Below are 21812 nucleotides of genomic sequence, written 5' to 3' on the forward strand. Positions count from 1 at the left end.
CCGGTGACGTCGCTCGACAAGCCGACCGAACAGACGGAAGCGGACGACGCCCGGGCGGTGACGGAGGCCGCGCTGTTCGAAGCGTTCGGCGGCGTGCGGGGCATGATCGAGACGGTCCTGCCGGGCCTGCTCTTCGTCACGATCTTCACGCTCAACAACGACCTGCACATGTCGGCGATCGCCGCGCTCGCCGTGTCCCTGGTGCTGGTCGTGGTCCGGCTGGTGATGAAGGACACCGTCAAGCACGCCTTCAGCGGGGTCTTCGGCGTCGCCTTCGGCGTGGTCTTCGCGATGATGACCGACAACGCCAAGAACTTCTACCTGCCGGGCATGCTCTACACGCTGGGCCTGGCCCTGGCCTACATCGTGACCTCGCTGGCCGGTGTCCCGCTGATCGGTCTGATCCTCGGCCCGGTCTTCAAGGAGAACCTCTCCTGGCGCACCCGCAACCCGGGCCGCAAGAAGGCGTACACGAAGGCCAGCTACGCCTGGGGCCTGATCCTGCTCGCCAAGAGCGCGATCCTCTTCCCGCTGTACTGGTGGGCGGACACCGAGCAGCTCGGCTGGGTGCTGGTCACGCTGAAGATCCCGCCGTTCCTGCTCGCCGTCTGGCTGACCTGGGTCTTCCTGGCGAAGGCGCCGGCGCCCATCGACGTGTTCGCGGAGATGGAGGCGGCGGAGCAGGCCGAGAAGGAACGCGAGGAGCGGGCGAAGGCCGAGCGCGGGGCACTGGGCGGCGACGCCGCGGACCCCGCGCAGAGCGGCAGGCACCGCAAGGGCTGACCGCGCCGAGGGCGGGAGCGGGAGGCTGCTGCCCGCTCGTCACGCCGGCGCCGGGGGCAGTGGCCGCCCGCTCGTCACGCCGACGTCGTACGACGGTGGGGGCGCCCGGAGATCTCCGGGCGCCCCCCGTCGTACCGCCCGGCGTCCCCGCGGCGCACCGCGGGTCCCGCCCCGGCTCAGCGCGCGGTGTCGGTCCGCCGTGCCGACAGCAGGTCCTCCAGCTGCTCCTCACGGGCCTGTGCCGCCACGAACAGCAGCTCGTCGCCCGCCTCCAGCGAGTCCTCCCGCGACGGGGTGAGGACCCGGGTGCCGCGGATGATCGTGACCAGTGAGGTGTCCTCGGGCCACTCGACGTCGCCGACCTGGGTGCCGGCCAGCGCCGACTCCTCCGGCAGCGTCAGCTCCACCAGGTTGGCGTCGCCGTGGCTGAAGCGCAGCAGCCGGACCAGATCGCCGACGCTCACCGCCTCCTCGACCAGGGCCGACATCAGCCGCGGGGTGGAGACGGCGACGTCCACGCCCCAGGACTCGTTGAAGAGCCACTCGTTCTTCGGGTTGTTCACCCGGGCGACGACCCGCGGAACGCCGTACTCCGTCTTGGCCAGCAGGGAGACGACGAGGTTGACCTTGTCGTCTCCCGTCGCGGCGATGACGACGTTGCAGCGCTGGAGCGCCGCCTCGTCCAGGGACGTGATCTCGCACGCGTCGGCGAGCAGCCACTCCGCCATCGGCACGCGCTCGACCGAGATCGCGGTCGGCGCCTTGTCGATGAGCAGCACCTCGTGGCCGTTCTCCAGCAGCTCGCCCGCGATCGAACGGCCGACCGCACCGGCTCCGGCAATGGCGACCCTCATCAGTGACCGCCCTCCTCTTCGGGACCCTTGGCGAACGCCGCCTCGACCTTGTGGACCTCGTCGGTGCGCATCATCACGTGCACCAGGTCCCCCTCCTGCAACACGGTCTGCGAGGTGGGCACGATGGCCTCCCCGAGCCGGGTGAGGAACGCCACCCGCACCCCGGTCTCCTCCTGGAGCCGGCTGATCCGGTGGCCGACCCAGGACGTGGAGGTGTGCACCTCGGCGAGCTGGACGCCGCCGGTGGGGTCGCGCCACAGCGGCTCGGCGCCCGAGGGCAGCAGCCGCCGCAGCATCTGGTCGGCCGTCCAGCGCACGGTGGCGACGGTCGGGATGCCCAGCCGCTGGTAGACCTCGGCGCGGCGGGGGTCGTAGATGCGGGCGGCGACGTTCTCCACGCCGAACATCTCGCGGGCCACGCGGGCGGCGATGATGTTCGAGTTGTCGCCGCTGGAGACGGCCGCGAAGGCACCGGCCTCCTCGATGCCGGCCTCGCGCAGGGTGTCCTGGTCGAAGCCGATACCGGTGACCCGCCGACCGCCGAACGTGGAACCGAGACGGCGGAACGCGGTCGGGTCCTGGTCGATCACGGCGACCGTGTGCCCCTGCTGCTCCAGGGTCTGCGCGAGGGCGGAGCCCACGCGTCCGCAGCCCATGATGACGATGTGCATCGCCTCACACCCCGCTTCCTGCGGGGCGCCCGCCGGCCTCTGTGGATGTCCTGCTCATGTCTCTCTTTCGGCTCGCCTGGCGACACGTCGCGGCCATGTGCGGGCCGCAGGGGAACATCATGCCGGTGGGCGGCGACACCGGACCCTCTCGGGGCCCGCGAAGCCGCATCGCCCTGTCCGGGAAGCCGGAACCCCACCCGGGAGAACCGGGTCTCCTGCCCGCACCCCCCCACACGTAGGCACCCAACGTAGTGCCAAGACTCCGGAGCCCGCAGGACCGTCTCAGCCCCCGGCGGACGACCCCCGTCGGCCGATGCTGCGGATGCTGGCAACAGTCAGGAATCCGAGGCCGACGAGCGTCGCGGCGCCGCCGATCAGCTCTGCGCTCAGGTGCATGGGACCTCCCGGACGCGGCAACGGCCGCGCACTCGACGGCAATCGGGCGATGTTTGTCATATAGGCAGCCATATAGACACGCAGACCTCGCAACCTACGGAATCCGCAGCCGCACCGCCCTCGAATTCACCCGTAGGGCAGACGGCGGAGCGATCGGGGGTGGCGGGTGGGCGGGCGCCCGTTCGAACGCTTACGATCCTCTGTTGTGTCCAAACTGACCGACGTGCCCAAACGGATTCTGATCGGGCGCGCACTGCGCAGCGACCGGCTGGGGGAAACGCTCCTGCCGAAGCGCATCGCCCTCCCCGTCTTCGCCTCCGACCCGCTCTCCTCCGTGGCGTACGCGCCCGGCGAGGTGCTGCTGGTCCTGTCCATCGCGGGCGTGTCGGCGTACCACTTCAGCCCCTGGATCGCCGTCGCGGTCGTCGTGCTGATGTTCACCGTGGTCGCCTCCTACCGGCAGAACGTGCACGCCTATCCCAGCGGCGGCGGCGACTACGAGGTGGCGAACACCAACCTCGGCCCCAAGGCCGGCCTGACGGTGGCCAGCGCCCTGCTGGTCGACTACGTCCTGACCGTCGCCGTCTCCATCTCCTCCGGCATCGAGAACCTCGGCTCCGCGATCCCCTTCGTCGTGGAGCACAAGGTCCTCTGCGCGGTCGCCGTCATCCTGCTGCTGACGCTGATGAACCTGCGCGGGGTCAAGGAGTCGGGCAGTCTGTTCGCGATCCCGACGTACGTCTTCGTCGCGGGCGTCTTCATCATGATCGCGTGGGGCGCGTTCCGCGGGCTCGTGCTGGACGACACCATGCGCGCGCCGACGGCGGACTACGAGATCAAGCCCGAGCACGGCGGACTGGCCGGCTTCGCGCTCGTCTTCCTCCTCCTGCGGGCCTTCTCCTCCGGCTGTGCCGCGCTCACCGGCGTCGAGGCGATCTCCAACGGCGTCCCCGCCTTCCGCAAGCCCAAGTCGAAGAACGCGGGGAACACCCTGGCGCTGATGGGCCTGCTCGCCGTCACCATGTTCTGCGGCATCATCGCGCTGGCGTCCGCCACCGACGTCCGCATGTCCGAGAACCCCGCCAAGGACCTCTTCCACGACGGCGTCCCGCTCGGCGCGGACTACGTCCAGCACCCGGTGATCTCGCAGGTCGCCGAGGCCGTGTTCGGCGAGGGCAGCTTCCTGTTCATCGTCCTGGCCGCGGCCACCGCCCTGGTCCTCTTCCTCGCCGCGAACACCGCCTACAACGGCTTCCCGCTGCTCGGCTCGATCCTCGCCCAGGACCGCTACCTGCCGCGCCAGCTGCACACCCGCGGAGACCGCCTGGCCTTCTCGAACGGCATCGTGCTCCTCGCCGGCGCGGCCATGCTCCTGGTCTTCATCTACGGCGCCGACTCCACGCGCCTGATCCAGCTCTACATCGTCGGCGTCTTCGTTTCCTTCACGCTCAGCCAGATCGGCATGGTCCGGCACTGGAACCGCCACCTCGCCACCGAGCGTGACCAGGCCAAGCGCCGCCACATGCACCGCTCCCGCGCGATCAACGCCTTCGGCGCCTTCTTCACCGGCCTGGTGCTGGTCGTCGTGCTGGCCACGAAGTTCACCCACGGCGCCTGGGTCGCCCTGCTCGGCATGTGCATCTTCTTCGCGACGATGACGGCGATCCGCAAGCACTACGACCGCGTCGCCGAGGAGATCGCGGCCCCCGAGGATCCCGAGGAGGCCCAGAGCGACGACATGGTGCGCCCCTCCCGGGTGCACTCCGTCGTCCTGATCTCCAAGATCCACCGCCCCACCCTGCGCGCCCTCGCCTACGCCAAGCTCATGCGCTCCGACTCCCTGGAGGCGCTCAGCGTCAACGTCGACCCGCAGGAGACTAAGGCACTGCGCGAGGAGTGGGAGCGGCGCGGGATCGCCGTACCGCTCAAGGTCCTGGACTCCCCGTACCGCGAGATCACCCGTCCGGTCATCGAGTACGTCAAGAGCCTGCGCAAGGAGTCCCCGCGCGACGCGGTCTCGGTGATCATTCCCGAGTACGTGGTCGGCCACTGGTACGAGCACCTGCTGCACAACCAGAGCGCCCTGCGTCTCAAGGGCCGCCTGCTCTTCACGCCAGGCGTCATGGTCACCTCCGTGCCCTACCAGCTCCAGTCCTCCGAGGCCGCCAAGCGCCGGGCCCGCAAACGGCAGGACTGGAACGCCCCCGGCGCGGTCCGGCGCGGCCCGGCCCACCACGACCGTGCGAGGGACAGCTCCTCGTCGAAGTAGACTGGACGGCTGTTGCCTTTCGACGCTCGCCCTCCGGCGTCCGTCCCCCGTCGTCACCGTTCTCTGGAGTCACCCCGCCATGCAGGCAGAACCGAAGAAGTCGCAGGCGGAGTCCCGGGTGGGGTCCCAGGAGGACTCCCGGGCGGTCTCGCTGGTGGGGGAGGAGTACGAGGTCGAGATCGGCCCCGTCGCCCACGGCGGCCACTGCATCGCCCGCACCTCCGAGGGACAGGTGCTGTTCGTCCGGCACGCGCTGCCCGGCGAGCGCGTCGTGGCCCGGGTCACCGAGGGCGAGGAGGGGGCCCGCTTCCTGCGCGCCGACGCCGTCGAGATCCTGGACGCGTCCAAGGACCGCATCGAGGCACCCTGCCCCTTCGCGGGCCCCGGCCGCTGCGGCGGCTGCGACTGGCAGCACGCGAAGCCGGGGGCGCAGCGCCGCCTCAAGGGCGAGGTGGTCGCCGAGCAGCTGAAGCGCCTCGCGGGCCTCACGCCCGAGGAGGCCGGCTGGGACGGCACGGTGATGCCGGCCGAGGGCGACAAGGTGCCCGCCGGCCAGGTCCCGTCGTGGCGCACGCGCGTGCAGTACGCCGTGGACGACGAGGGGCGCGCGGGCCTGCGCAAGCACCGCTCGCACGAGGTGCAGCCGATCGACCACTGCATGATCGCCGCCGAGGGCGTCAGCGAGCTGGGCATCGAGCGGCGGGACTGGAGCGGCATGGAGTCGGTCGAGGCGATCGCCGCGACGGGCTCCCAGGACCGCATGGTGATCCTGGAGCCGCGGCCCGGCGCCCGCCTCCCGCTCGTCGAGCTCGACAAGCCCGTCTCGGTCATGCGGGTGGAGGAGAAGGACGGCGGAGTCCACCGCGTCCACGGCCGCGCCTTCGTCCGCGAACGCGCCGACGACCGTACCCACCGGGTGGGCAGCGGCGGCTTCTGGCAGGTCCACCCGCAGGCCGCCGACACCCTGGTCAAGGCCGTCATGCAGGGTCTCCTCCCGCGCAAGGGCGACATGGCCCTCGACCTCTACTGCGGCGTCGGCCTCTTCGCCGGCGCCCTGGCCGACCGCGTCGGCGACAAGGGCGCGGTCCTCGGCATCGAGTCCGGCAAGCGCGCCGTCGAGGACGCCCGGCACAACCTCGCCGCGTTCGACCGCGTCCGCATCGAACAGGGCAAGGTCGAGGCGGTCCTGCCCCGCACGGGGATCTCCGAGGCGGACCTCGTCGTCCTGGACCCACCGCGCGCGGGGGCGGGACGGAAGACGGTCCAGCACCTCGCGTCCCTGGGCGCACGGAGGATCGCGTACGTGGCGTGTGACCCGGCCGCGCTGGCGCGGGACCTGGGGTACTTCCGGGACGGGGGGTATCGGGTGCGGACGTTGCGGGTGTTCGATCTGTTTCCGATGACGCATCACGTGGAGTGCGTGGCGATTCTGGAGCCTACGGCAAAGGGGCTCTGACCTGCGGGTTCAAACCCGAGGTGCCTGCACCGGTGATGCCTTCCGGGAGTCTGAGATCCTTGACGCTCGGACGACGCTCGAAGCCAAGAACGCTCAACCTCGCCGCTTTGATACCGGCCAGGTATCATCCCTGTATGGCGATGACACTCCGGCTCCCCGACGACCTTGACGCGAAGCTCACCGAGCGGGCTCGTCGGGAGGGGCGCAGCAAGCAGGAACTTGCCATTGAGGCCATCCGTGACGCCCAGGAGCGGGCCGAGCTGAAGGTCGATGATGTACTGGCTGAGTTGATGGACAGCGATGCGGAGATCCTGGACTACCTGAAGTGACCGACGTGCGCTACGTCCAGATCGACGAGATTCTGGCCATCGCCCGGACGGTCAACGGTACCGAGCACAGCGTGCGTGACATGGGTCTTTTGGTGTCAGCTATCGAACGGCCCCGCACCAACGTGTTCGGAGCCGAGCTGTATCCCACGCTGCCCGAGAAGGCTGCGGCACTGCTGCACTCCGTCGCCCGCAATCACGCGCTGATCGACGGCAACAAACGCACCGCCTGGCTGGCCACGCGCGTCTTCCTGCGGTTCAACGGCGTCAGTGCCAGTACCGCCCCACCGCCCGTCTCCATTGCCGGACCGTTCGTGGAGGACGTTGCGCAGGACAACATCGATGTACCGGTCATCGCCAAGCGCCTGGCGGCCTGGTTCCCTGTTCTCTGACGTTCGACGACGTGGGGGCAGGGCATGCGCGTTCCCTCCTCCCCCCCGCGATGCGGCCCTGCTCAGGTCAAGCCGGAACGGGACGCTGTGCACTGGAAGGCGTGGCTCCCTTTCGACGGGTGTCTTACCCCGGCGTGATGTACCCGGCGCCGATGCGATCGATGCACCTGAGTCGACGTACACCTCTCGCCGGCCCCGTAGCTATGCGGCACAGCTGCCTCGGGGCGGCCGACTCGCGTTGCCCATGACATCCGTATCATCCGAGCCACGACAGGAACCGGTCGACTGAGCGTAGGAGCGCGCGGTGGTCATGGTGCCGGCCAACGCAGGCGTGAGCGACGCGAGCCCGTACAACCGACGGAGTGCAGCGGCAGGTACTTGATCATCGGCGCCGGTCATGGCGCCGGGGTGACATCTCCCCCCGCGTTGCGCATCATGCGTTGCAGTACCGTCAGGGTGATCAGGTATTCCTCGTCCGGGATACCCGCGTGTACCTGTGTCCGGCTGGCGCGCTGGGTCTCGGCCGCTCGTTCGTGCAGGGTCCTGCCTTCGTCGGTGATCCGGAGCCGGCCGGTTCTGTCCAGCACGAGCAGCTTCCGCTCCACCAGAAGGTCGATGTCGGGAGCGAGGCCGGCGCCGACGTCCAGGTTGCTCTGCTGGGCACTGATCACCTCGTCCCGCGTGGCACCGGTTTCGCTGTGCAGCACCTGATGCAGCACCCACCACTGAGGCTGTGTGATGCCGATGGCCGCGAGCCGCCCCCTGACGTACGCCGTGAGCGTCTTGTTCGCGGCCCACGTCCAATATCCGATCGGCTGGTCCACCAGCTCTTCCGCGTTGTGCGAGTACTCCATCGCGTCACCTGCTCTCTGCCGGGTCACCCCCAGTGCTGTCCGAGCGGCCGGGCCGCGTGGACAGCCGGGTGCCTCCCCGGCTCACCTTGGTCATCTGCAACGGTCTGATCCCGACCGTGGTTCAGCGCACGCAGCACCGTGCCGGTGTCAGTCGTCTACGCGCACCGCTGGGAGCCGGCGCCCGTAGGCAAGCAGCAGGAGCTCCTGAGCGGGGCGCGCCACCTGGCTGCCCCTGCCGTACGACCACTCCAGGTCGGTGGCCCGCAGTTCGACATCGTCGAGGGCGGCCCGGAAGAAGCGGAGCGTGCTCGGCTTGACGGTCGTCAGCACGATCCGCAAGCGGTCTTCGGGGAGTCGTCGACCGAGCCCCAGCGCGACGGTGATGTCCAGTCCATGAACGACGTCGTGCCCGAGTGCCGCCGCCAGGCCTCCCACCGGCGGCTTCCAGGGGTGATGGGCGTTGTCCCGCAGTGCTGTGGCGAGGTCATGGGGCGTGAGGACGGCGGCGTCGCGGCGCGCGACGCGGTCGGTCATGCGGTGCAGGTTGCCTCCCGACCGAGCGAGCTCCAGCGCAGTCCTGCCGAACGAGTACCTGAATCCCGTACTCATGTGTGCGGCGACCTCGCGCACCCGCCACCCGCTGCACAAGGACGGCGCATTCCACTGGTGATCGGTCAGCCCGAACAGCACATCCGCCAGTTCGCGCCGCTCGGCCGCGATCTCAGCACGGACGTCCACCGCTGCACTCTCCATGATCACCAGCCTCTCGGGCGCCGGGCCAGAAGTCCAAGAGACGGTAATGCTCGCGACTAGCATCTCTGCTTATGGAGCTCCGCCAGCTGCAGTACTTCCTCACCGTCGTCGAAGAAGCCAACTTCACCCGAGCTGCTGCCCGCCTGCATGTGGCGCAACCGGGGGTGAGTGCTCAGATCCGGCAGATGGAGAGGGAACTTGGGCAGCCCCTGCTGGACCGGTCCGGTCGAAGGGTGACCACCACCGAGGTGGGCGAGGCGGTCCTTCCCTATGCGCGGGCAGCACTTGCAGCCATCGAGGGGATGCGGCAGACGGTGGACGAGTTCACCGGTCTGGTTCGAGGACATGTCACCATCGGGGTCGTCTCAGGGGCGGTCACCGACGAGTACGATCTAGCTGCCTTGCTCGCCGACTTCCACGACGAGCACCCGCAAGTGGAGATCTCCCTCACGGAGGACACCTCGGCACGCATGCTCACCGCCCTGCGCGGCGGTGAACTCGACCTGGCCATCGTCGGCGTCACCGGCGACGATCCCCCGCCGGGCACCAGTCTCCAGGTCGTGATCGACACTCCGCTGGTCGCCGCCATGACCTCGAAGGATCCACTGCTTCTCCCCGTCGGCCGCACAGCACTCCCACTGGCCGCACTCGCCGACCGTCCACTCATCAGCCTTCCACGCGGCACCGGCATACGCGGCGCACTCGAACGCGCCTGCCGACAGGCCGGTTTCCAGCCACGCATCGCCTTCGAGGCCGCCGCGCCGAACCTGCTGACACGCTTCGCCGCCCGCGGCCTCGGAGTTGCCGTCCTCCCCGAGATTCCGTCAGAGGCCGCAGCCGCTCTCGGCCTCCGCACCCTCCCGCTGACCTCCCCCCGCCTCCGCGGCCGGATTGCTCTCGCATGGCCGACGGACGGTCCCACCACACCGGCAGCCAAGGCCCTCCTGGTCCGTATGAGGGAGGCTCTTCCACCGGTCGAACCTGCATGGGACGGCTGGCTTGATTCCTGATCTCGGGGTTCGCATGAGGGAAAGAGCCGAGGAGTACGTGCCGCGCGTCCACCCGTCCACGGCGACCTTCCTGGCGGGGCACCGGTGGGTCGTGGAGCTGTCCCACGACGAGCCCCTCGCCGACGCGCACAATGTGCCGCTGCCGCCGGACGCCTTCCACCTGCCGGTGGGCCTGCCCGTCACCCACGAGATTCACCGTGACGCTGCCCACCCGTCCCGCCTGCTCCTGCCGTTCACGACCACAGCGGCACGAGCCGTGTGACGAGGGCCGCCGCCGGTACGGCGGCGGCCCGGGTCGTCAGTCATGTCCTCCCGGTGGGGCGGGCGGAGCCGCCTCGTAGGCCGTCATCGTGGCGGGTCCCGTCAGGTGCGGGTCCAGCGCTGGTTGCTGCCGTTCGAGCAGGAGTAGAGCTGGATCAGGGTGCCGTTCGCGGTACCGGTCGCCACGGCGTCGAGGCAGCGGCCGGACTGGACGCCGACGATGGATCCGTCGGAGTTGAGGCGCCATTTCTGGTTGTCGCCGCCCCAGCAGCTGTAGACCTGCACCTTCACGCCGTTACCGGTGCCGGCGGCGTCCAGGCACTTGGTGCCCTGGATCCTCAGCTCGCCCGCGTCGGTGTAGGTCCATTGCTGGCCGGTGCCGCTGTTGCAGTCCCACAGGCGGACCTGGGTGCCGTCGGTGGTGCCGGGCGCGTCCAGGCAGCGGCCGGAACCGACGCCCTTGATCTGCCCGGAGTCCGTGGGGGGCGTGGTGGAGCCGCCGTTGAGCGCGTTGAGGACGGCGGTGTAGGCGGGCTTCTTGCTGCCGTCGCCGTTGAACAGCAGCGGCGTCTGCTCCGCTCGCCAGGAGTCGGTGTCGCGCACCCCCCAGACGGTGATGCCGAGGCAGCGCGGGACGGCCAGGCAGTCGTTGGTCACGTTGGCGTAGGTCGAGGCCGACGCGCCCTGGATGTCGAGTTCGGTGACGGCGACGTCGACACCGAGGGCCGCGAAGTTCTGCAGCGTCGTGCGGAAGTTGGCGTTGTAGGGACTGCCGCTGTTGAAGTGCGCCTGGAAGCCGACACAGTCGATCGGCACGCCCCGCTGCTTGAAGTCCCGGACCATCGCGTACATCGCCTGGGTCTTGGCCCAGGTCCAGTCCTCGACGTTGTAGTCGTTGTAGCAGAGCTTGGCCGCCGGGTCGGCGGCGCGCGCGGTGCGGAAGGCGACCTCGATCCAGTCGTTGCCGGAGCGTTGCAGGTTGGAGTCCCGCCGGGCCCCCGAACTGCCGTCGGCGAACGCCTCGTTCACGACGTCCCACTGGGCGATCTTGCCCTTGTAGTGGGCCATCACGCCGTTGATGTGGTCGATCATCGCCTGGCGCAGTGCGCTGCCGCTGAGGCTCTGCATCCAGCCGGGCTGCTGGGAGTGCCAGGCCAGGGTGTGGCCGCGCACCTGCTTGCCGTTCTGCACCGCCCAGTTGTAGACGCGGTCGGCGGCGGCGAAGTTGAACTGCCCCCGCTGCGGTTCGGTGGCGTCGATCTTCATCTCGTTCTCGGCCGTCACCGAGTTGAACTCACGGTTCGCGATCGTCGTGTACGTCGAGTCGTTCAGCTTGCCCGAGGCGATGGCGGTGCCGAAGTAGCGGCCGCTCTGTGCCGCCGCGGCGCCGAGCGTGCTCTCGGCGGCCTGTGCGGTCGACGGTGCGACCAGCGCGGTGGCGACACCGAGGATGCCGACGAGCACCGCCAGCAGCAGGCCGCGGATCTGTCGGCGGATGCCGGGTCTGGGGAGGGCGTAGGAGCCCATCACTGTGCCTCCAAGGTCGAAATCACGGAAGGACTGAAGCGCAGGATTGGGTGTTGACCGAGCATCGTCAATACTCGGCGCAGAAAAAGTTTCTGTTTCTCCTTCGAAACTTTCGAAGCGCCCTCACTCCAGGGGTGCCCTCGTTTTTGCGCTCTACCAAGGGTTTGGCGGTGGCGGGTGAGGGCCACATGTCGCGTCCCGCGGCTTGAATGTTTCGGTTTCAGAAGCGATAGGTGCGAGAGGGGTTGACGTCCGCCTTCGGCTCTTTAGCATTCAGCCTGCTCGATATTCCGGCTCTCGTTCGATATTCCGAACGTGCCGTATCGTCCCCTCACGGTAGAGGAAGTCCCCATGCGCAGAGTAAGTCCCACCCGCGGGCGCCCGTCCGCGCTGCTCGCCGCCGTGGTCGCCGCCGTCGCGGTGCTGGCGGCCCTGCTCGTCGTCACCCCGGCGCAGGCGGCCGCCACCGGAGCCTTGCGCGGTGTCGGTTCGGGCCGGTGCCTCGATGTGCCCGGTGCCGTCCGGACCGACGGCACGTACATGCAGGTCTACGACTGCTGGGGCGGGGCCAATCAGCAGTGGACGCTGACGGACAGCCGGCAACTGACCGTGTACGGCGACAAGTGCCTGGACGTTCCGGGTCACTCCACGGCGCCCGGGACGCGGGTGCAGATCTGGAGCTGTTCCGGCGGTGCGAACCAGCAGTGGCGGGTGAACCCGGACGGCACGGTCGTCGGCGTGGAGTCCGGGCTGTGCCTGGAGGTCGCGGGCGCCGGCACGGCCAACGGCACGGCGGTCCGGATCGGGACGTGCGGCGGTGGCGCCGACCAGAAGTGGTCCGGTCTGACCGCGACGCCGCCGACCGACGGCGCGTGCCCCCTGCCGTCCACGTACCGGTGGACCTCGACGGGTGTACTGGCGCAGCCGGCGAACGGATGGGCGGCGGTCAAGGACTTCACCGCCGTGACCCACAACGGCAAGCGCCTGGTCTACGCGTCGAACGTGTCGGGGTCGTCCTACGGCTCGATGATGTTCGACCCCTTCACGAACTGGACGGACATGGCGTCGGCCGGTCAGAGGGGGATGAGCCAGGCCGCGGTGGCACCCACCCTGTTCTACTTCGCGCCCAGGAACATCTGGGTGCTGGCCTACCAGTGGGGTGCGTCGCCCTTCGTCTACCGCACGTCCAGCGATCCCGCCAACCCCAACGGCTGGTCCGCCCCGCAGCCGCTGTTCACCGGGAGCATCTCCGGCTCCGACACCGGCCCGATCGACCAGACCCTGATCGCCGACGGACAGAACATGTACCTGTTCTTCGCCGGGGACAACGGCAAGATCTACCGGGCGAGCATGCCGATCGGGAACTTCCCGGGCAATTTCGGCTCCTCGTACACGACGATCATGAGTGACACCAAGGCCAACCTGTTCGAGGGCGTACAGGTCTACAAGGTCCAGGGCCAGAACCAGTACCTCATGATCGTCGAGGCGATGGGCGCGAACGGCCGCTACTTCCGCTCCTTCACGGCCTCCAGCCTGAGCGGCTCGTGGACCCCGCAGGCCGCGAGCGAGAGCAACCCCTTCGCGGGCAGGGCCAACAGCGGGGCCACCTGGACCAACGACATCAGCCACGGTGACCTGGTCCGCGACAATCCCGACCAGACCATGACCATCGACCCCTGCAACCTGCAGTTCCTCTACCAGGGCAAGTCCCCGACCGCGGGCGGGCCCTACGACCAGCTGCCGTGGCGGCCGGGCGTGCTCACCCTGCGGCGCTGACCTCCCGGCACCGGCCGGCGCGGACGCTCGCCCCGGGCGTCCGCGCCTTCGGGCGGGGCCGCTAGGAACCCGCCCGGCGGATGCGTACCGGGCCGCGGGCCTCGGTCTCGGTGACGGGTCGGCCGGCCTGCGTCACCTCGACCTCGCCGGCCGCCACCAGACGCCAGGCGGCTCGGCGGGCGGGCTCCATCAGGGCCCGCCAGCCGTCGTCGTCACCCCCGTGCACCCGGCGCGCGGCGTCGGACGGACATATGGAGGCAGTGGCCCCCCGTTGCTGGAGCAGGTCCCTGATGGCCTGCTCCAGCCGCTGAACGAGCTGCCGATCCGCCTCCGTCACGCCTTCCAGTGTGCACCGGGCGCGGCGCCCCGGCCGCATGGTGCCCGTGCCCGTGCCCGGCGACCGGGGGCGGGGCGGGCCCGCCGACGGCACGTGGCACGCGCGCAGCCGCCCCGCGCAGGGCGGGGCGGCTGACCGGCCTCGTGCCGGACTCCGTGCGGGGACCGGCACGGGGAAGGGTCAGGGCAGGGTGACCTCGCCCTGGTTCAGCACACGCGGGTGGAAATACGCCGCCTGGATTTTGGCGTTGGAATTGTTCCCGCGCAGATGCTCGGACCACATCATGAACCATGCCCACCGCGTCTGACTGTCCAGCAGTGCGGCGGTCGGCATTTTACCCAGCTCCGCGAGCGCCATGGGTTTTGTTCCCGCGATACTCCGCATCTGCTGGTAGTCGGCGGAACTCGGGTGGTTCTTGTACCAGACGTCCAGTGACACGACATCCACGTACTGGTCTCCCGGATAGTAGCTGCTCCAGTTGCCCGCCGGATTGTCCTGGACGTTCCAGACCCAGATCAGATTGTCCAGCCCTTTCGTCCCGGCGAGGTAATCGCGGGTGATCTGGTAGAGGCGCGCGCTGCCGTTCGCGCCGGGCCGGTTCCCCCACCAGTTCCAGGCCTCGTTCATCTCGTGCAGCGGCCGGAAGAGGACCGGGACACCCGCGTTCTCCAGCTGCTGGAGGTAGGGGACGACCTCGTCGAGGCGCCGCTTCCAGGCGTTGTTCAGGGCGCTGCCCTGCGTCAGGACCTGCGCGAACTGGGCGTTGGTCAGGTTGGACTTGACGCCGCCCTCGAACGCGCAGGTGCTGCCGCCGGTCGGCGGACAGACGTGCCAGGTGAGCGAGACCAGGGAGCCGTTCGCCCACTCGGTCCTGGCCTGGTCGACGACGCGCTGGCGGCCGGCCACGTCCGCCGCGGCGAACATCAGGTCACCACCCCACAGACCGGGGTACTGCCCGGTGACGTCCTTGACCTGCTGGGTGTACTGACCCGGAGCGGAAGCGGGTTCCTTGTTGTGCTGTCCGGAAACGATGTGATTTCCGGAAAGGGAGCGGAGGTGGTTCAGTACCGTCTGCTTCGGGGTCGGGGGAAATGCTTGCGCGGATTGTGTGGCCGGCCCGAGAAGGAGGGTCGCGGCGACGGTCGCGAAGGCCACGGCGAGGCGTGCGGAATGTCGAATTGCTCTCATGGGCGTCCAAGCTCTTGGGGGTGAACTTGATATGTGCCGCCAATGTGGCCGCTACGCCGGGGCGCGTCAATGGTCTGTCGTCCTTGGCAATGCATCCGCGTAATCCTTTACTTAACTTTTCCTAAACACTGTCGCGAAGGTGGCGTCTTGTCCCGCCTTCGTCTTGTCCCACCTTCATGCGACGGTCGGGGGAGGGGTGCGGCAGCCTCGGAAGGTCACCGGTCCGCGGGTCCGGAAGGCCAGGCGCTCGTACAGCGCGATCGCGCCGGTGTCGGTCGCCCGGCTCGGTCCGGGCGACGAGGCGGAGCATCTCGGGCACGTCGTCCGCGCCCGGTTCGACCACGTCGGTCCCGGGCTCGGTGAGGGAGGGGGCGAGGGCGCGGTCGGGGCGGGCGACGTCGGACGGTCGCGGGTCGGCACGCGGACCGCGCACGACCACCCGAAGGTTCTCGGCGTCACCGGCCACCCGACCCACCAGTACGGCGGCCGGAAGGTGCGGACGTACGAGGGGAGGGGGGCGCTCAGTGGTGACCGGTGCCAGGTCGGCGCGGGTGAGGCGGGTCGTGGGGGTGATGCCGCGCTCGCGTTCGTAGCCGGCCGGTTCGGGAGCGGTCACGGCGGCCCCCGCCGGGGTGCGGGACGACCACGGCCTTGACCGCCTCGCCCCACCACTCGTCGGGGACGCCCACGACGCAGGCACGCCCGTCAAGAGGGGCGTCGGCCCACACGGTCGACAGGGCGGGGCGGTGGCCGGGTGGGGCCGGGGCGGGGACGGGCGTGCGCGGCGTGACGTCTTTCTGACGGTCCGTCATCCGAGTAGGCCGTGCGACGGCGGGATCGTGACCAACTGTGGCCAACTGATTGCAGATGGTGGCGAGTTGTGGTGCCCCGACACCTCTGCCGGGGTACGTGCGGTGGGCTTCCACCCACCTCGCCGAGGAGCGGGAGTGCTCCGCGCGCGGGGCGTGGCGCCCGGGGAGCGAAGCGGAACGAGTGTGACCGGTGTACCTGGGGAAGGCCGGGGTGCATTGGCGATGCTGGTCGCAGTCCACTCGCAGCAATGACGAGGCCCCCACGAGGACTCCTATGACCTTACGCACGCTTCGACCCGCCGGCGCGGCGCCCCCCACGGGCCCCACCGCGGGGCACACCTTCGACTCGCTCGTCTCCGACACATGTGCGGAGTTACTCGGTTCGCTCCGCCGCGCGGACCAGCGCAGAAGGGGGGAGCAGTACATCCGCGGACTGCTCACCGCCCAGGGACGCAAGACCGCCCGGAACCTGGCCGCCTTCGTCGGAGAAGGCGCGGCGGAACAGAGCCTGCACCACTTCGTCGCCGGATCCACCTGGGACTGGGGTGAGGTGCGGGCCGCGCTGGCCCGCTACGTGGACGACCGGCTGACCCCCGACGCCTGGGTGATCGCGCCGATGGTGGTGTCCAAGGCGGGAGTGCGCTCCGTCGGGGTGAGCCGGCGCTTCGTGTCCGACCTGGGCCGGGTGGTGAGCTGCCAGCAGAGTCACGGACTGTGGCTGGCCTCGGGCCAGACGGCCGCCCCGGTCAGCTGGCGGCTGACGCTGGGCGGCGCCCGGAGCGGCGAGGGCGCTGCCCGGCCCCCGGGCGCACCCGGTGAGGAGGAGAACATCGTCCGCCTGGTGGCCGAAGCCGCCCAGGCCAACCGCGCCTTGGCACGCCCCGTGGTGATGGACGCACGGGCGGCCGTGCTGCCGCGCCTGGTGCGGGGGCTCGGTCTCGCGGGCCTGCCCTTCATGGTGCGGGTGGGCGGGAATCTCCCGCTGGCCTCGGCGAGCGGCCGCGGCCCGGTGGACCACCACACGGGGACCACCTCGGCCCAGCAGCTGATGGAGCAGCTGAAACGGCTGAGCCGCCCCGTCGAGTGGCGGGGCTCCCTCAGTCTCGTCGTCCCGCACACCGTCGTGCTGCCGGGCGTGGTCCCGAGGCGAACCCTGGTGCTGATGGGGGTGTGGCGGGGCAACCGGCGGCGCCCGGCCGACCTGTGGCTGACCGACCTCACGTCCTGGGACCGCGGCGCCCTGCTGCGGCTGGCGATGCTCACCGAACAGGTCGACGCCGACTTCGACCGGGTGAGTGTGGGCGTGGGCATGCGCGACTTCGAGGGACGGTCGTTCCAGGGCTGGCACCGGCACGTGACGCTGGCGTCCATCGCCCACACCCTGCGGCTCGCGCAGCCCTCCGCGCGCGGCGACCTCGGGGAGGCGACGGCGGTGTGACCCCGCCCCGTCGCGGCCGGCCGGGCAGGCGTGCCGGCCGCGACGGGGGAGGAGTGCCCGGGACGGACGGCCGCCGGAATCGGCCGCCCGCTTTCACCGTTCACGACGAATCGCGGTACCGGAAAGGACGGAAAGGGCCGCACCCTTGAGTGCGGCCCATTCCCCGCCGGAGACGAGTCGCCCCGGGAAAAGGCGTTCAGATTCCCGTGCGATCACCGGCGGCGGGCACGGACTTGCGCACCCGTAGGCAGTCCTCGTACGTGGGCAGAATTCCCGCGGAAGCGGCCGCCCGCAAGGACGGCGCCGCCGCGTCCCTGGCGGAGCGGACGGGTTTCCCGGTCAGTCCCCAGGGCAGGCCGAGTTCGGGGTCCAGTGCGTCGACGTCGATGACCATGCCCGGGACGTACTCCTCGGTGCACAAATAGTTCATGCAGGTGTCGTCCGCGAGGGCCACATAGCCCAGGCCGATGCCGTCCGGCAGGTAGAGCGCCGTGCCCGACCCGGCGTCCTGCCGCACCGCCTCGTACCGCCCGAAGCCCGGCGACCCGACCCGCATGTCGACCACCATGGTCAGCACCGCCCCCCGCACACAGGTGAGGATCTTGGCCTGGCCCGGCGGCAGGGTGGTGGCGTGGAGACCGCGCAGCACGTGGCGCCCGGAGACGGTGCAGTGGACCTGCCGTATCTCCACCGCGTGCCCGACGGCGGCCTCCAGCGGGCCGCGGCGCAACGCCTCGTAGAACCGGCCCCGGTGGTCCGGCAGCGGCTGCGGGTCGATGCGGAAGACGTCGGGCACTGCTGTCTCGGTGATGAGCATGGGGCGATCCCGCCGGTCGGTGGGTGGACGCGTGTCGGACGGAGGCGCTTCAGTCCACCCGGGGCAGCAGCCCCTCGATCGCGTCGGCCGCCGCGGGCGCCCCGCCGGCCGCCGTGATCTGCTCACGCAGCCTCCGCAGGTTCCCCGGGACCGCGGGGTCCGCCAGTACCCGGCGCACCGTGGCGCGCAGGGACCCGGCCGTCAGCTCCGCGTTCAGCAGCTGGTCACCGACGCCCAGTTCGACGATCCGCCGCGCGGTGGCCCGGGGCTCCGGCATCACCGGGATGGCCACCACCGGCACACCGTGCGAGAACACCTCCATGGCGGTGCTCATCCCCCCGTGGTTCACCACCACCGCCGTGTGCGGCAGGACATCGCGCAGCGACACGAAGTCGGTCACCCGGACGTTGCCGGGCAGCGGGCCCAGGTCGGCCGCCGGTACCCCGCCGCCCAGTACCAGGAGCACGTTCCACGGCTCGTCGCCGAACGCCTCCAGACAGGTGCGGAAGAAGTCCGGCCGGTCGTTGTACAGGGTTCCGAGACTCACCAGCACCAGCGGCCGGCCGTCCTCGTCCCCCGGACTCCACTCGCCGTGGAACGCCGCGCGGGGCGGGCAGGGACCGACGAAGTGGTGCTGCTCGTCGAAGGTGTCGCCCGCGTACTGGAAGGAGCGGGGCATGTACAGCAGGGCCGGCCCGCCGTGCAGGACCCCGGTGAAGCCGGCCAGGTCGTGCTCGACGCCCTGCTCCTCCAGCAGCCGCTCGATCCGTGCCAGCAGCTTGTGCAGCTCGGGGTCGTCCGGCGGCTCGGCCGAGTCGACCGGCGGATGCAGCGACCAGTGCTCGTTGGCGGCGTAGGTCGGCGTGCTGCGGATGACCGGGATGCCCCACCGGTCCGCCAGCAGCCGCCCCGTCCACAGCGACGACGGGTCGTTGACGACGACGTCGGGACGGTTCTCGGCGAAGTGCCGCTCCAGCGGTTCCATGGTCTGCGCCGTCATGTCCAGCAGCCACTCCAGGACCCGTACGAACTCGTCCTCGTCCGTGTACTCGTCCGCGTCCTGGCGAGGCACCATCTGGTCCAGGAACCGCTGCCGGTCCACCGGATAGGTGACCACCTCGGCGCCGATCAGCCGGGCCCGCTCGGCCAGGTCCTCGGAGAGCGCGAACGTCACCCGGTGGCCGCGCGCGACCAGTTCCTCGGCGACGCCCAGGGTCGGATTCACATGCCCGGCAACCGGAAGGATGAAGAATGCGATATGAGCCACGTGAAACCCTTCATGCGTCGAGGTCCTTCGAACCGCGGGGCCTTGGCGGACGGCGGAGCCCATTCCGCCGTGCGTTCACCGGGCGCACTTTAGGAAGGGAACTGCGCGGCGGACAAGGGCGAGATGACATAGCCTCCGCCGGGCCCCGCCCCGCTTCCTAGGTGACAAAGTCACGGTCGGGTGATGGAGCGCGGAAGCGATTCGGGACAGCATTTCGCACAGCCGCCGCCCCGGGATTCTGGAGGATCCGTGCCCGATTCCAAGGAAAACTCCCCGCTCGTCGTACTCGGCGCGGGCGTCATGGGCACGGCCATCACGGCACTCGCCGTCGGACACGGGCACCCGGTCACCCTCGTCGACACCTCCCCGCAGGCGCGCGCGTCCGCCGCCGACGCGGTCGCACTGCACCTGCGGACGGCCCGGCTGATGGGCGCACTGCCCCACGACCGCCCGCCCGGCGAGCTGACCGTCGAGGAAACGCCGGCCGCCGTCGCCGGCGCCACCGCCGTGATCGAGGCCGTCACCGAGGACCCCAAGAGAAAGGCCGAGGTGCTGGCGGACCTGGCGTCCGCGGCGCGCCCCGGGACGCTGCTCGTCAGCAACACCTCGGGCGTCCCCATCGACGAGCTGGCCGACGCCGTACCCCGCCCCGGGGACCTCGTCGGCGTGCACTTCATGAACCCCGCGTACGTGATCCCCACGGTCGAGGTGGTCCTCGGCCCGCGCAGCTCGGAGGCGGCCGCCCGGGCGACCCGGGAGCTGCTGACCGGACTGGGCCGCCGTGGCATCGTCGTCGGTGACGGCGCCGGCTTCGTCACCAGCCGCCTGCTGCACCGGATGCTGAACGACGCCATCGCGGTGGTGCACGAGGGCCGGGCCACCCCGGAGACCGTGGACGCGCTGATGCGCGACTGCATCGGCCACCGCACCGGACCCCTGGCCACGGCCGACCTGATCGGCCTGGACAACCTGGCCGACTCGCTGCGGGTGATGCACGAACGGACCGGCGACCCGGCGCTCCGCCCGAGCGAACTGCTGCTGGACAAGGTCCGGCAGGGCCTGCTCGGCCGCAAGAGCGGCCGGGGATTCTACGACTACCAGGAGGCCACGCGATGACCACGACGTCCGGCCGGCCGGACCCCACCGGCACCGCCCCCGCAGCCGACGAGGTCGCCGAGGAACTGCTCGCCTTCCTCACGGACCGCACCAAGACCACCTGGGAGCGCGACCAGGACCTGTTCGCCGTCGGCGGGATGTCCTCGCTGTTCGCCATGCAGCTCGTCGTGCACCTGGAGAAGACCTACTCCCTCGTCATCAGCGGCGCCGACCTGATGCTGGACAACTTCCGCACCGTCGACGCGATGGTCCGGCTGGTCGGACGGCTGGCCGCGCCCGGCGAGGCGACCGGGCACGCAGGTGGCTGACACCTCCCACGCCGACGGCACCGAGGCCGAGGACCTGTTCACCGCCCTGGTCGGCGACCGGGCGGGCGACTGGGACCGCACGGGCGAGCTGCCCCTCGGCCTGCTGCGCGACCTCGGTTCCCGGGGCCTGCTGTGCGCCCAGGCGCCCGCCGCCCAGGGCGGCCTCGGCTGGACCAGTCGGCGCAACGGCGAACTCACCGCGCACGTCGGCGCCCTGTGCAGCTCGCTGCGGAGCGTCATGACCTCGCAGGGCATGGCCGCCTGGACCCTGCGCCGGCTCGCCGGAGCGGCTCAGCAGGCCGCCCTGGTGCCCCGGTTGACCGGCGGCGAGCTGGCCGCCGTGGCGTTCACCGAGACCGGCGCCGGCAGCGACCTGTCCGCCCTGCGGACCCGCATCACCACCGACGGCGACGAGATCGTCGTCGACGGGGCCAAGGTGTGGGCGACCAACGCCGCCTACGCGGACCTGCTGGTGGTCTTCGGCCGCACGGAGCGGGGCGCCGGTGCCGTGGTGGTGCCCGCCTCGACCCCGGGTGTCCGCGTCGAGCGCATCACCGACGCGCACGGCTGCCGCGCGGCCGGACACGCCGACATTCACCTGGACGGGGTCCGGCTGCCGGCCGACGCCCTGCTCCAGGGACACGACCGCACCCCCGCCCTGCTGGTCACCACCGCCCTGAGCTACGGCCGGATGTCGGTGGCCTGGGGCTCCCTGGGCATCCTGCGCGGCTGCCTGGCCGCCGCCGCGCGGCACGCCGGCGGACGCGAGCAGTTCGGCACCCGGCTCTCGGACCACCAGCTCGTCGCCCGGCACCTCGCCGAGCTGTTCGTCGCCGAACAGCACGCCACCCGGGCCTGTGAGCACGCCAGCGCCCAGTGGGACGAGGGCAGCCCCGAGATGGTGGTCGCCGCCGTCCTGGCCAAGCACGTCGCCGCCACCGGCGCCGCCCGCGGGGCCGAACGGGCCCTGCAGGTAATGGCGTCGGCCGGGGCCCGGGACGGACACGTCGTCGCCCGGGCGCACCGCGACGCCAAGCTCATGGAGATCATCGAGGGCAGCAACGAGATCTGCGAACTGATCCTGGCCCGGCACGTGATGTCCGCCGCCGGGTGAACCGGCCCGCGTCGCCGCCGGCCGCGAACCGAGTACGCCCCGTCGAGGAGTCGCGGTCCGCGACCGCCGCAGCGAGAGAAGGGAACG

General features: G+C 70.5%; 22 protein-coding genes. 12 read left to right on the forward strand and 10 right to left on the reverse strand.

The features are described 5' to 3' along the window. The first annotated feature begins 3 nt into the window (after positions 1-3). Entirely contained in the window at positions 4-783 is a 780-nt protein-coding gene (locus ACGF5T_RS31180) for a DUF3159 domain-containing protein (RefSeq protein ID WP_366768083.1), read from the forward strand. Positions 784-959: 176 nt separating this feature from the next. Here ACGF5T_RS31180 and ACGF5T_RS31185 read toward each other — a convergent pair whose 3' ends face one another. Further along, the gene (locus tag ACGF5T_RS31185) at positions 960-1637 is read right to left on the reverse strand and encodes a TrkA family potassium uptake protein (RefSeq protein WP_356612574.1); all 678 of its coding nucleotides are present in this window, start codon (positions 1635-1637) and stop codon (positions 960-962) included. Next, positions 1637-2308 (reverse strand): TrkA family potassium uptake protein, encoded by a 672-nt coding sequence (locus ACGF5T_RS31190; protein ID WP_356612573.1) that lies wholly within the window; start codon positions 2306-2308, stop codon positions 1637-1639. Before ACGF5T_RS31190 ends, ACGF5T_RS31185 begins: the two co-directional genes overlap by 1 nt. Positions 2309-2909: 601 nt before the next feature. On the opposite strand from ACGF5T_RS31190, the gene ACGF5T_RS31195 reads away from it, so the two are divergent. From ACGF5T_RS31195 to ACGF5T_RS31210, 4 genes are all read left to right on the forward strand, one after another. Next, positions 2910-4973 carry an APC family permease gene (locus ACGF5T_RS31195; RefSeq protein WP_356612572.1) on the forward strand — a complete coding sequence of 688 codons (2064 nt, stop codon included), beginning with the start codon at positions 2910-2912 and terminating at the stop codon, positions 4971-4973. A gap of 79 nt (positions 4974-5052) precedes the next feature. Further along, positions 5053-6429, forward strand: a complete 1377-nt coding sequence (locus tag ACGF5T_RS31200) for a class I SAM-dependent RNA methyltransferase (RefSeq protein ID WP_356612570.1) — start codon at positions 5053-5055, stop codon at positions 6427-6429. A gap of 134 nt (positions 6430-6563) precedes the next feature. After that, positions 6564-6758, forward strand: coding sequence for a ribbon-helix-helix protein, CopG family (locus ACGF5T_RS31205; protein ID WP_366768084.1), 195 nt, complete (start codon positions 6564-6566; stop codon positions 6756-6758). Then, on the forward strand, positions 6755-7147 hold the full coding sequence (locus ACGF5T_RS31210; protein WP_366768085.1) for a type II toxin-antitoxin system death-on-curing family toxin: 393 nt from the start codon (positions 6755-6757) through the stop codon (positions 7145-7147). Before ACGF5T_RS31205 ends, ACGF5T_RS31210 begins: the two co-directional genes overlap by 4 nt. 395 nt (positions 7148-7542) lie before the next feature. Here ACGF5T_RS31210 and ACGF5T_RS31215 read toward each other — a convergent pair whose 3' ends face one another. Both ACGF5T_RS31215 and ACGF5T_RS31220 read right to left on the reverse strand, forming a co-directional pair. Then, the gene (locus tag ACGF5T_RS31215) at positions 7543-8001 is read right to left on the reverse strand and encodes a MarR family winged helix-turn-helix transcriptional regulator (protein WP_366768086.1); all 459 of its coding nucleotides are present in this window, start codon (positions 7999-8001) and stop codon (positions 7543-7545) included. A gap of 147 nt (positions 8002-8148) precedes the next feature. Continuing rightward, positions 8149-8754 (reverse strand): maleylpyruvate isomerase family mycothiol-dependent enzyme, encoded by a 606-nt coding sequence (locus ACGF5T_RS31220; RefSeq protein WP_366768087.1) that lies wholly within the window; start codon positions 8752-8754, stop codon positions 8149-8151. Positions 8755-8825: 71 nt separating this feature from the next. Between ACGF5T_RS31220 and ACGF5T_RS31225 the strand changes: the two genes are divergently transcribed. Further along, positions 8826-9764, forward strand: coding sequence for a LysR substrate-binding domain-containing protein (locus tag ACGF5T_RS31225; protein ID WP_366768088.1), 939 nt, complete (start codon positions 8826-8828; stop codon positions 9762-9764). A 13-nt stretch (positions 9765-9777) separates the two neighbouring features. After that, entirely contained in the window at positions 9778-10026 is a 249-nt protein-coding gene (locus ACGF5T_RS31230; protein WP_366768089.1) for a hypothetical protein, read from the forward strand. 101 nt (positions 10027-10127) lie between these two features. On the opposite strand, the gene ACGF5T_RS31235 is transcribed toward ACGF5T_RS31230, so the two are convergent. Then, on the reverse strand, positions 10128-11552 hold the full coding sequence (locus ACGF5T_RS31235; protein ID WP_356612559.1) for an endo-1,4-beta-xylanase: 1425 nt from the start codon (positions 11550-11552) through the stop codon (positions 10128-10130). Positions 11553-11903: 351 nt separating this feature from the next. On the opposite strand from ACGF5T_RS31235, the gene ACGF5T_RS31240 reads away from it, so the two are divergent. Continuing rightward, positions 11904-13328, forward strand: coding sequence for a non-reducing end alpha-L-arabinofuranosidase family hydrolase (locus ACGF5T_RS31240; protein WP_356612558.1), 1425 nt, complete (start codon positions 11904-11906; stop codon positions 13326-13328). Positions 13329-13389: 61 nt separating this feature from the next. Here ACGF5T_RS31240 and ACGF5T_RS31245 read toward each other — a convergent pair whose 3' ends face one another. The 3 genes from ACGF5T_RS31245 to ACGF5T_RS31255 form a co-directional block, all read right to left on the reverse strand. After that, positions 13390-13665 carry a DUF3253 domain-containing protein gene (locus ACGF5T_RS31245; RefSeq protein WP_366768090.1) on the reverse strand — a complete coding sequence of 92 codons (276 nt, stop codon included), beginning with the start codon at positions 13663-13665 and terminating at the stop codon, positions 13390-13392. Between the two features lie 180 nt (positions 13666-13845). Then, positions 13846-14853, reverse strand: coding sequence for a glycosyl hydrolase (locus ACGF5T_RS31250; RefSeq protein WP_366768091.1), 1008 nt, complete (start codon positions 14851-14853; stop codon positions 13846-13848). 521 nt (positions 14854-15374) lie between these two features. Continuing rightward, on the reverse strand, positions 15375-15665 hold the full coding sequence (locus ACGF5T_RS31255; RefSeq protein WP_356612552.1) for a hypothetical protein: 291 nt from the start codon (positions 15663-15665) through the stop codon (positions 15375-15377). A gap of 274 nt (positions 15666-15939) precedes the next feature. Between ACGF5T_RS31255 and ACGF5T_RS31260 the strand changes: the two genes are divergently transcribed. Then, positions 15940-17103: a transposase gene (locus ACGF5T_RS31260; protein ID WP_366768092.1), complete on the forward strand. Its 1164-nt coding sequence runs from the start codon at positions 15940-15942 to the stop codon at positions 17101-17103. A 196-nt stretch (positions 17104-17299) separates the two neighbouring features. Here ACGF5T_RS31260 and ACGF5T_RS31265 read toward each other — a convergent pair whose 3' ends face one another. Both ACGF5T_RS31265 and ACGF5T_RS31270 read right to left on the reverse strand, forming a co-directional pair. Further along, positions 17300-17920 carry a dTDP-4-dehydrorhamnose 3,5-epimerase family protein gene (locus tag ACGF5T_RS31265; protein ID WP_366768093.1) on the reverse strand — a complete coding sequence of 207 codons (621 nt, stop codon included), beginning with the start codon at positions 17918-17920 and terminating at the stop codon, positions 17300-17302. 49 nt (positions 17921-17969) lie between these two features. After that, positions 17970-19187 (reverse strand): macrolide family glycosyltransferase, encoded by a 1218-nt coding sequence (locus ACGF5T_RS31270; protein ID WP_366768094.1) that lies wholly within the window; start codon positions 19185-19187, stop codon positions 17970-17972. A gap of 249 nt (positions 19188-19436) precedes the next feature. On the opposite strand from ACGF5T_RS31270, the gene ACGF5T_RS31275 reads away from it, so the two are divergent. The 3 genes from ACGF5T_RS31275 to ACGF5T_RS31285 are packed head-to-tail and all read left to right on the forward strand — an operon-like array spanning position 19437 to position 21725. After that, entirely contained in the window at positions 19437-20303 is an 867-nt protein-coding gene (locus ACGF5T_RS31275) for a 3-hydroxyacyl-CoA dehydrogenase family protein (protein ID WP_366768095.1), read from the forward strand. After that, a complete protein-coding gene (locus tag ACGF5T_RS31280) occupies positions 20300-20611 on the forward strand; it encodes an acyl carrier protein (RefSeq protein WP_356612543.1) in 312 nt (103 codons plus the stop codon). Before ACGF5T_RS31275 ends, ACGF5T_RS31280 begins: the two co-directional genes overlap by 4 nt. Beyond that, on the forward strand, positions 20604-21725 hold the full coding sequence (locus ACGF5T_RS31285; protein ID WP_356612541.1) for an acyl-CoA dehydrogenase family protein: 1122 nt from the start codon (positions 20604-20606) through the stop codon (positions 21723-21725). The genes ACGF5T_RS31280 and ACGF5T_RS31285 overlap by 8 nt, the downstream gene beginning before the upstream one ends. Positions 21726-21812 lie beyond the last annotated feature (87 nt).

The organism is Streptomyces sp. NPDC047853 (assembly GCF_043204535.1).
Classification (GTDB): Bacteria; Actinomycetota; Actinomycetes; order Streptomycetales; family Streptomycetaceae; genus Streptomyces.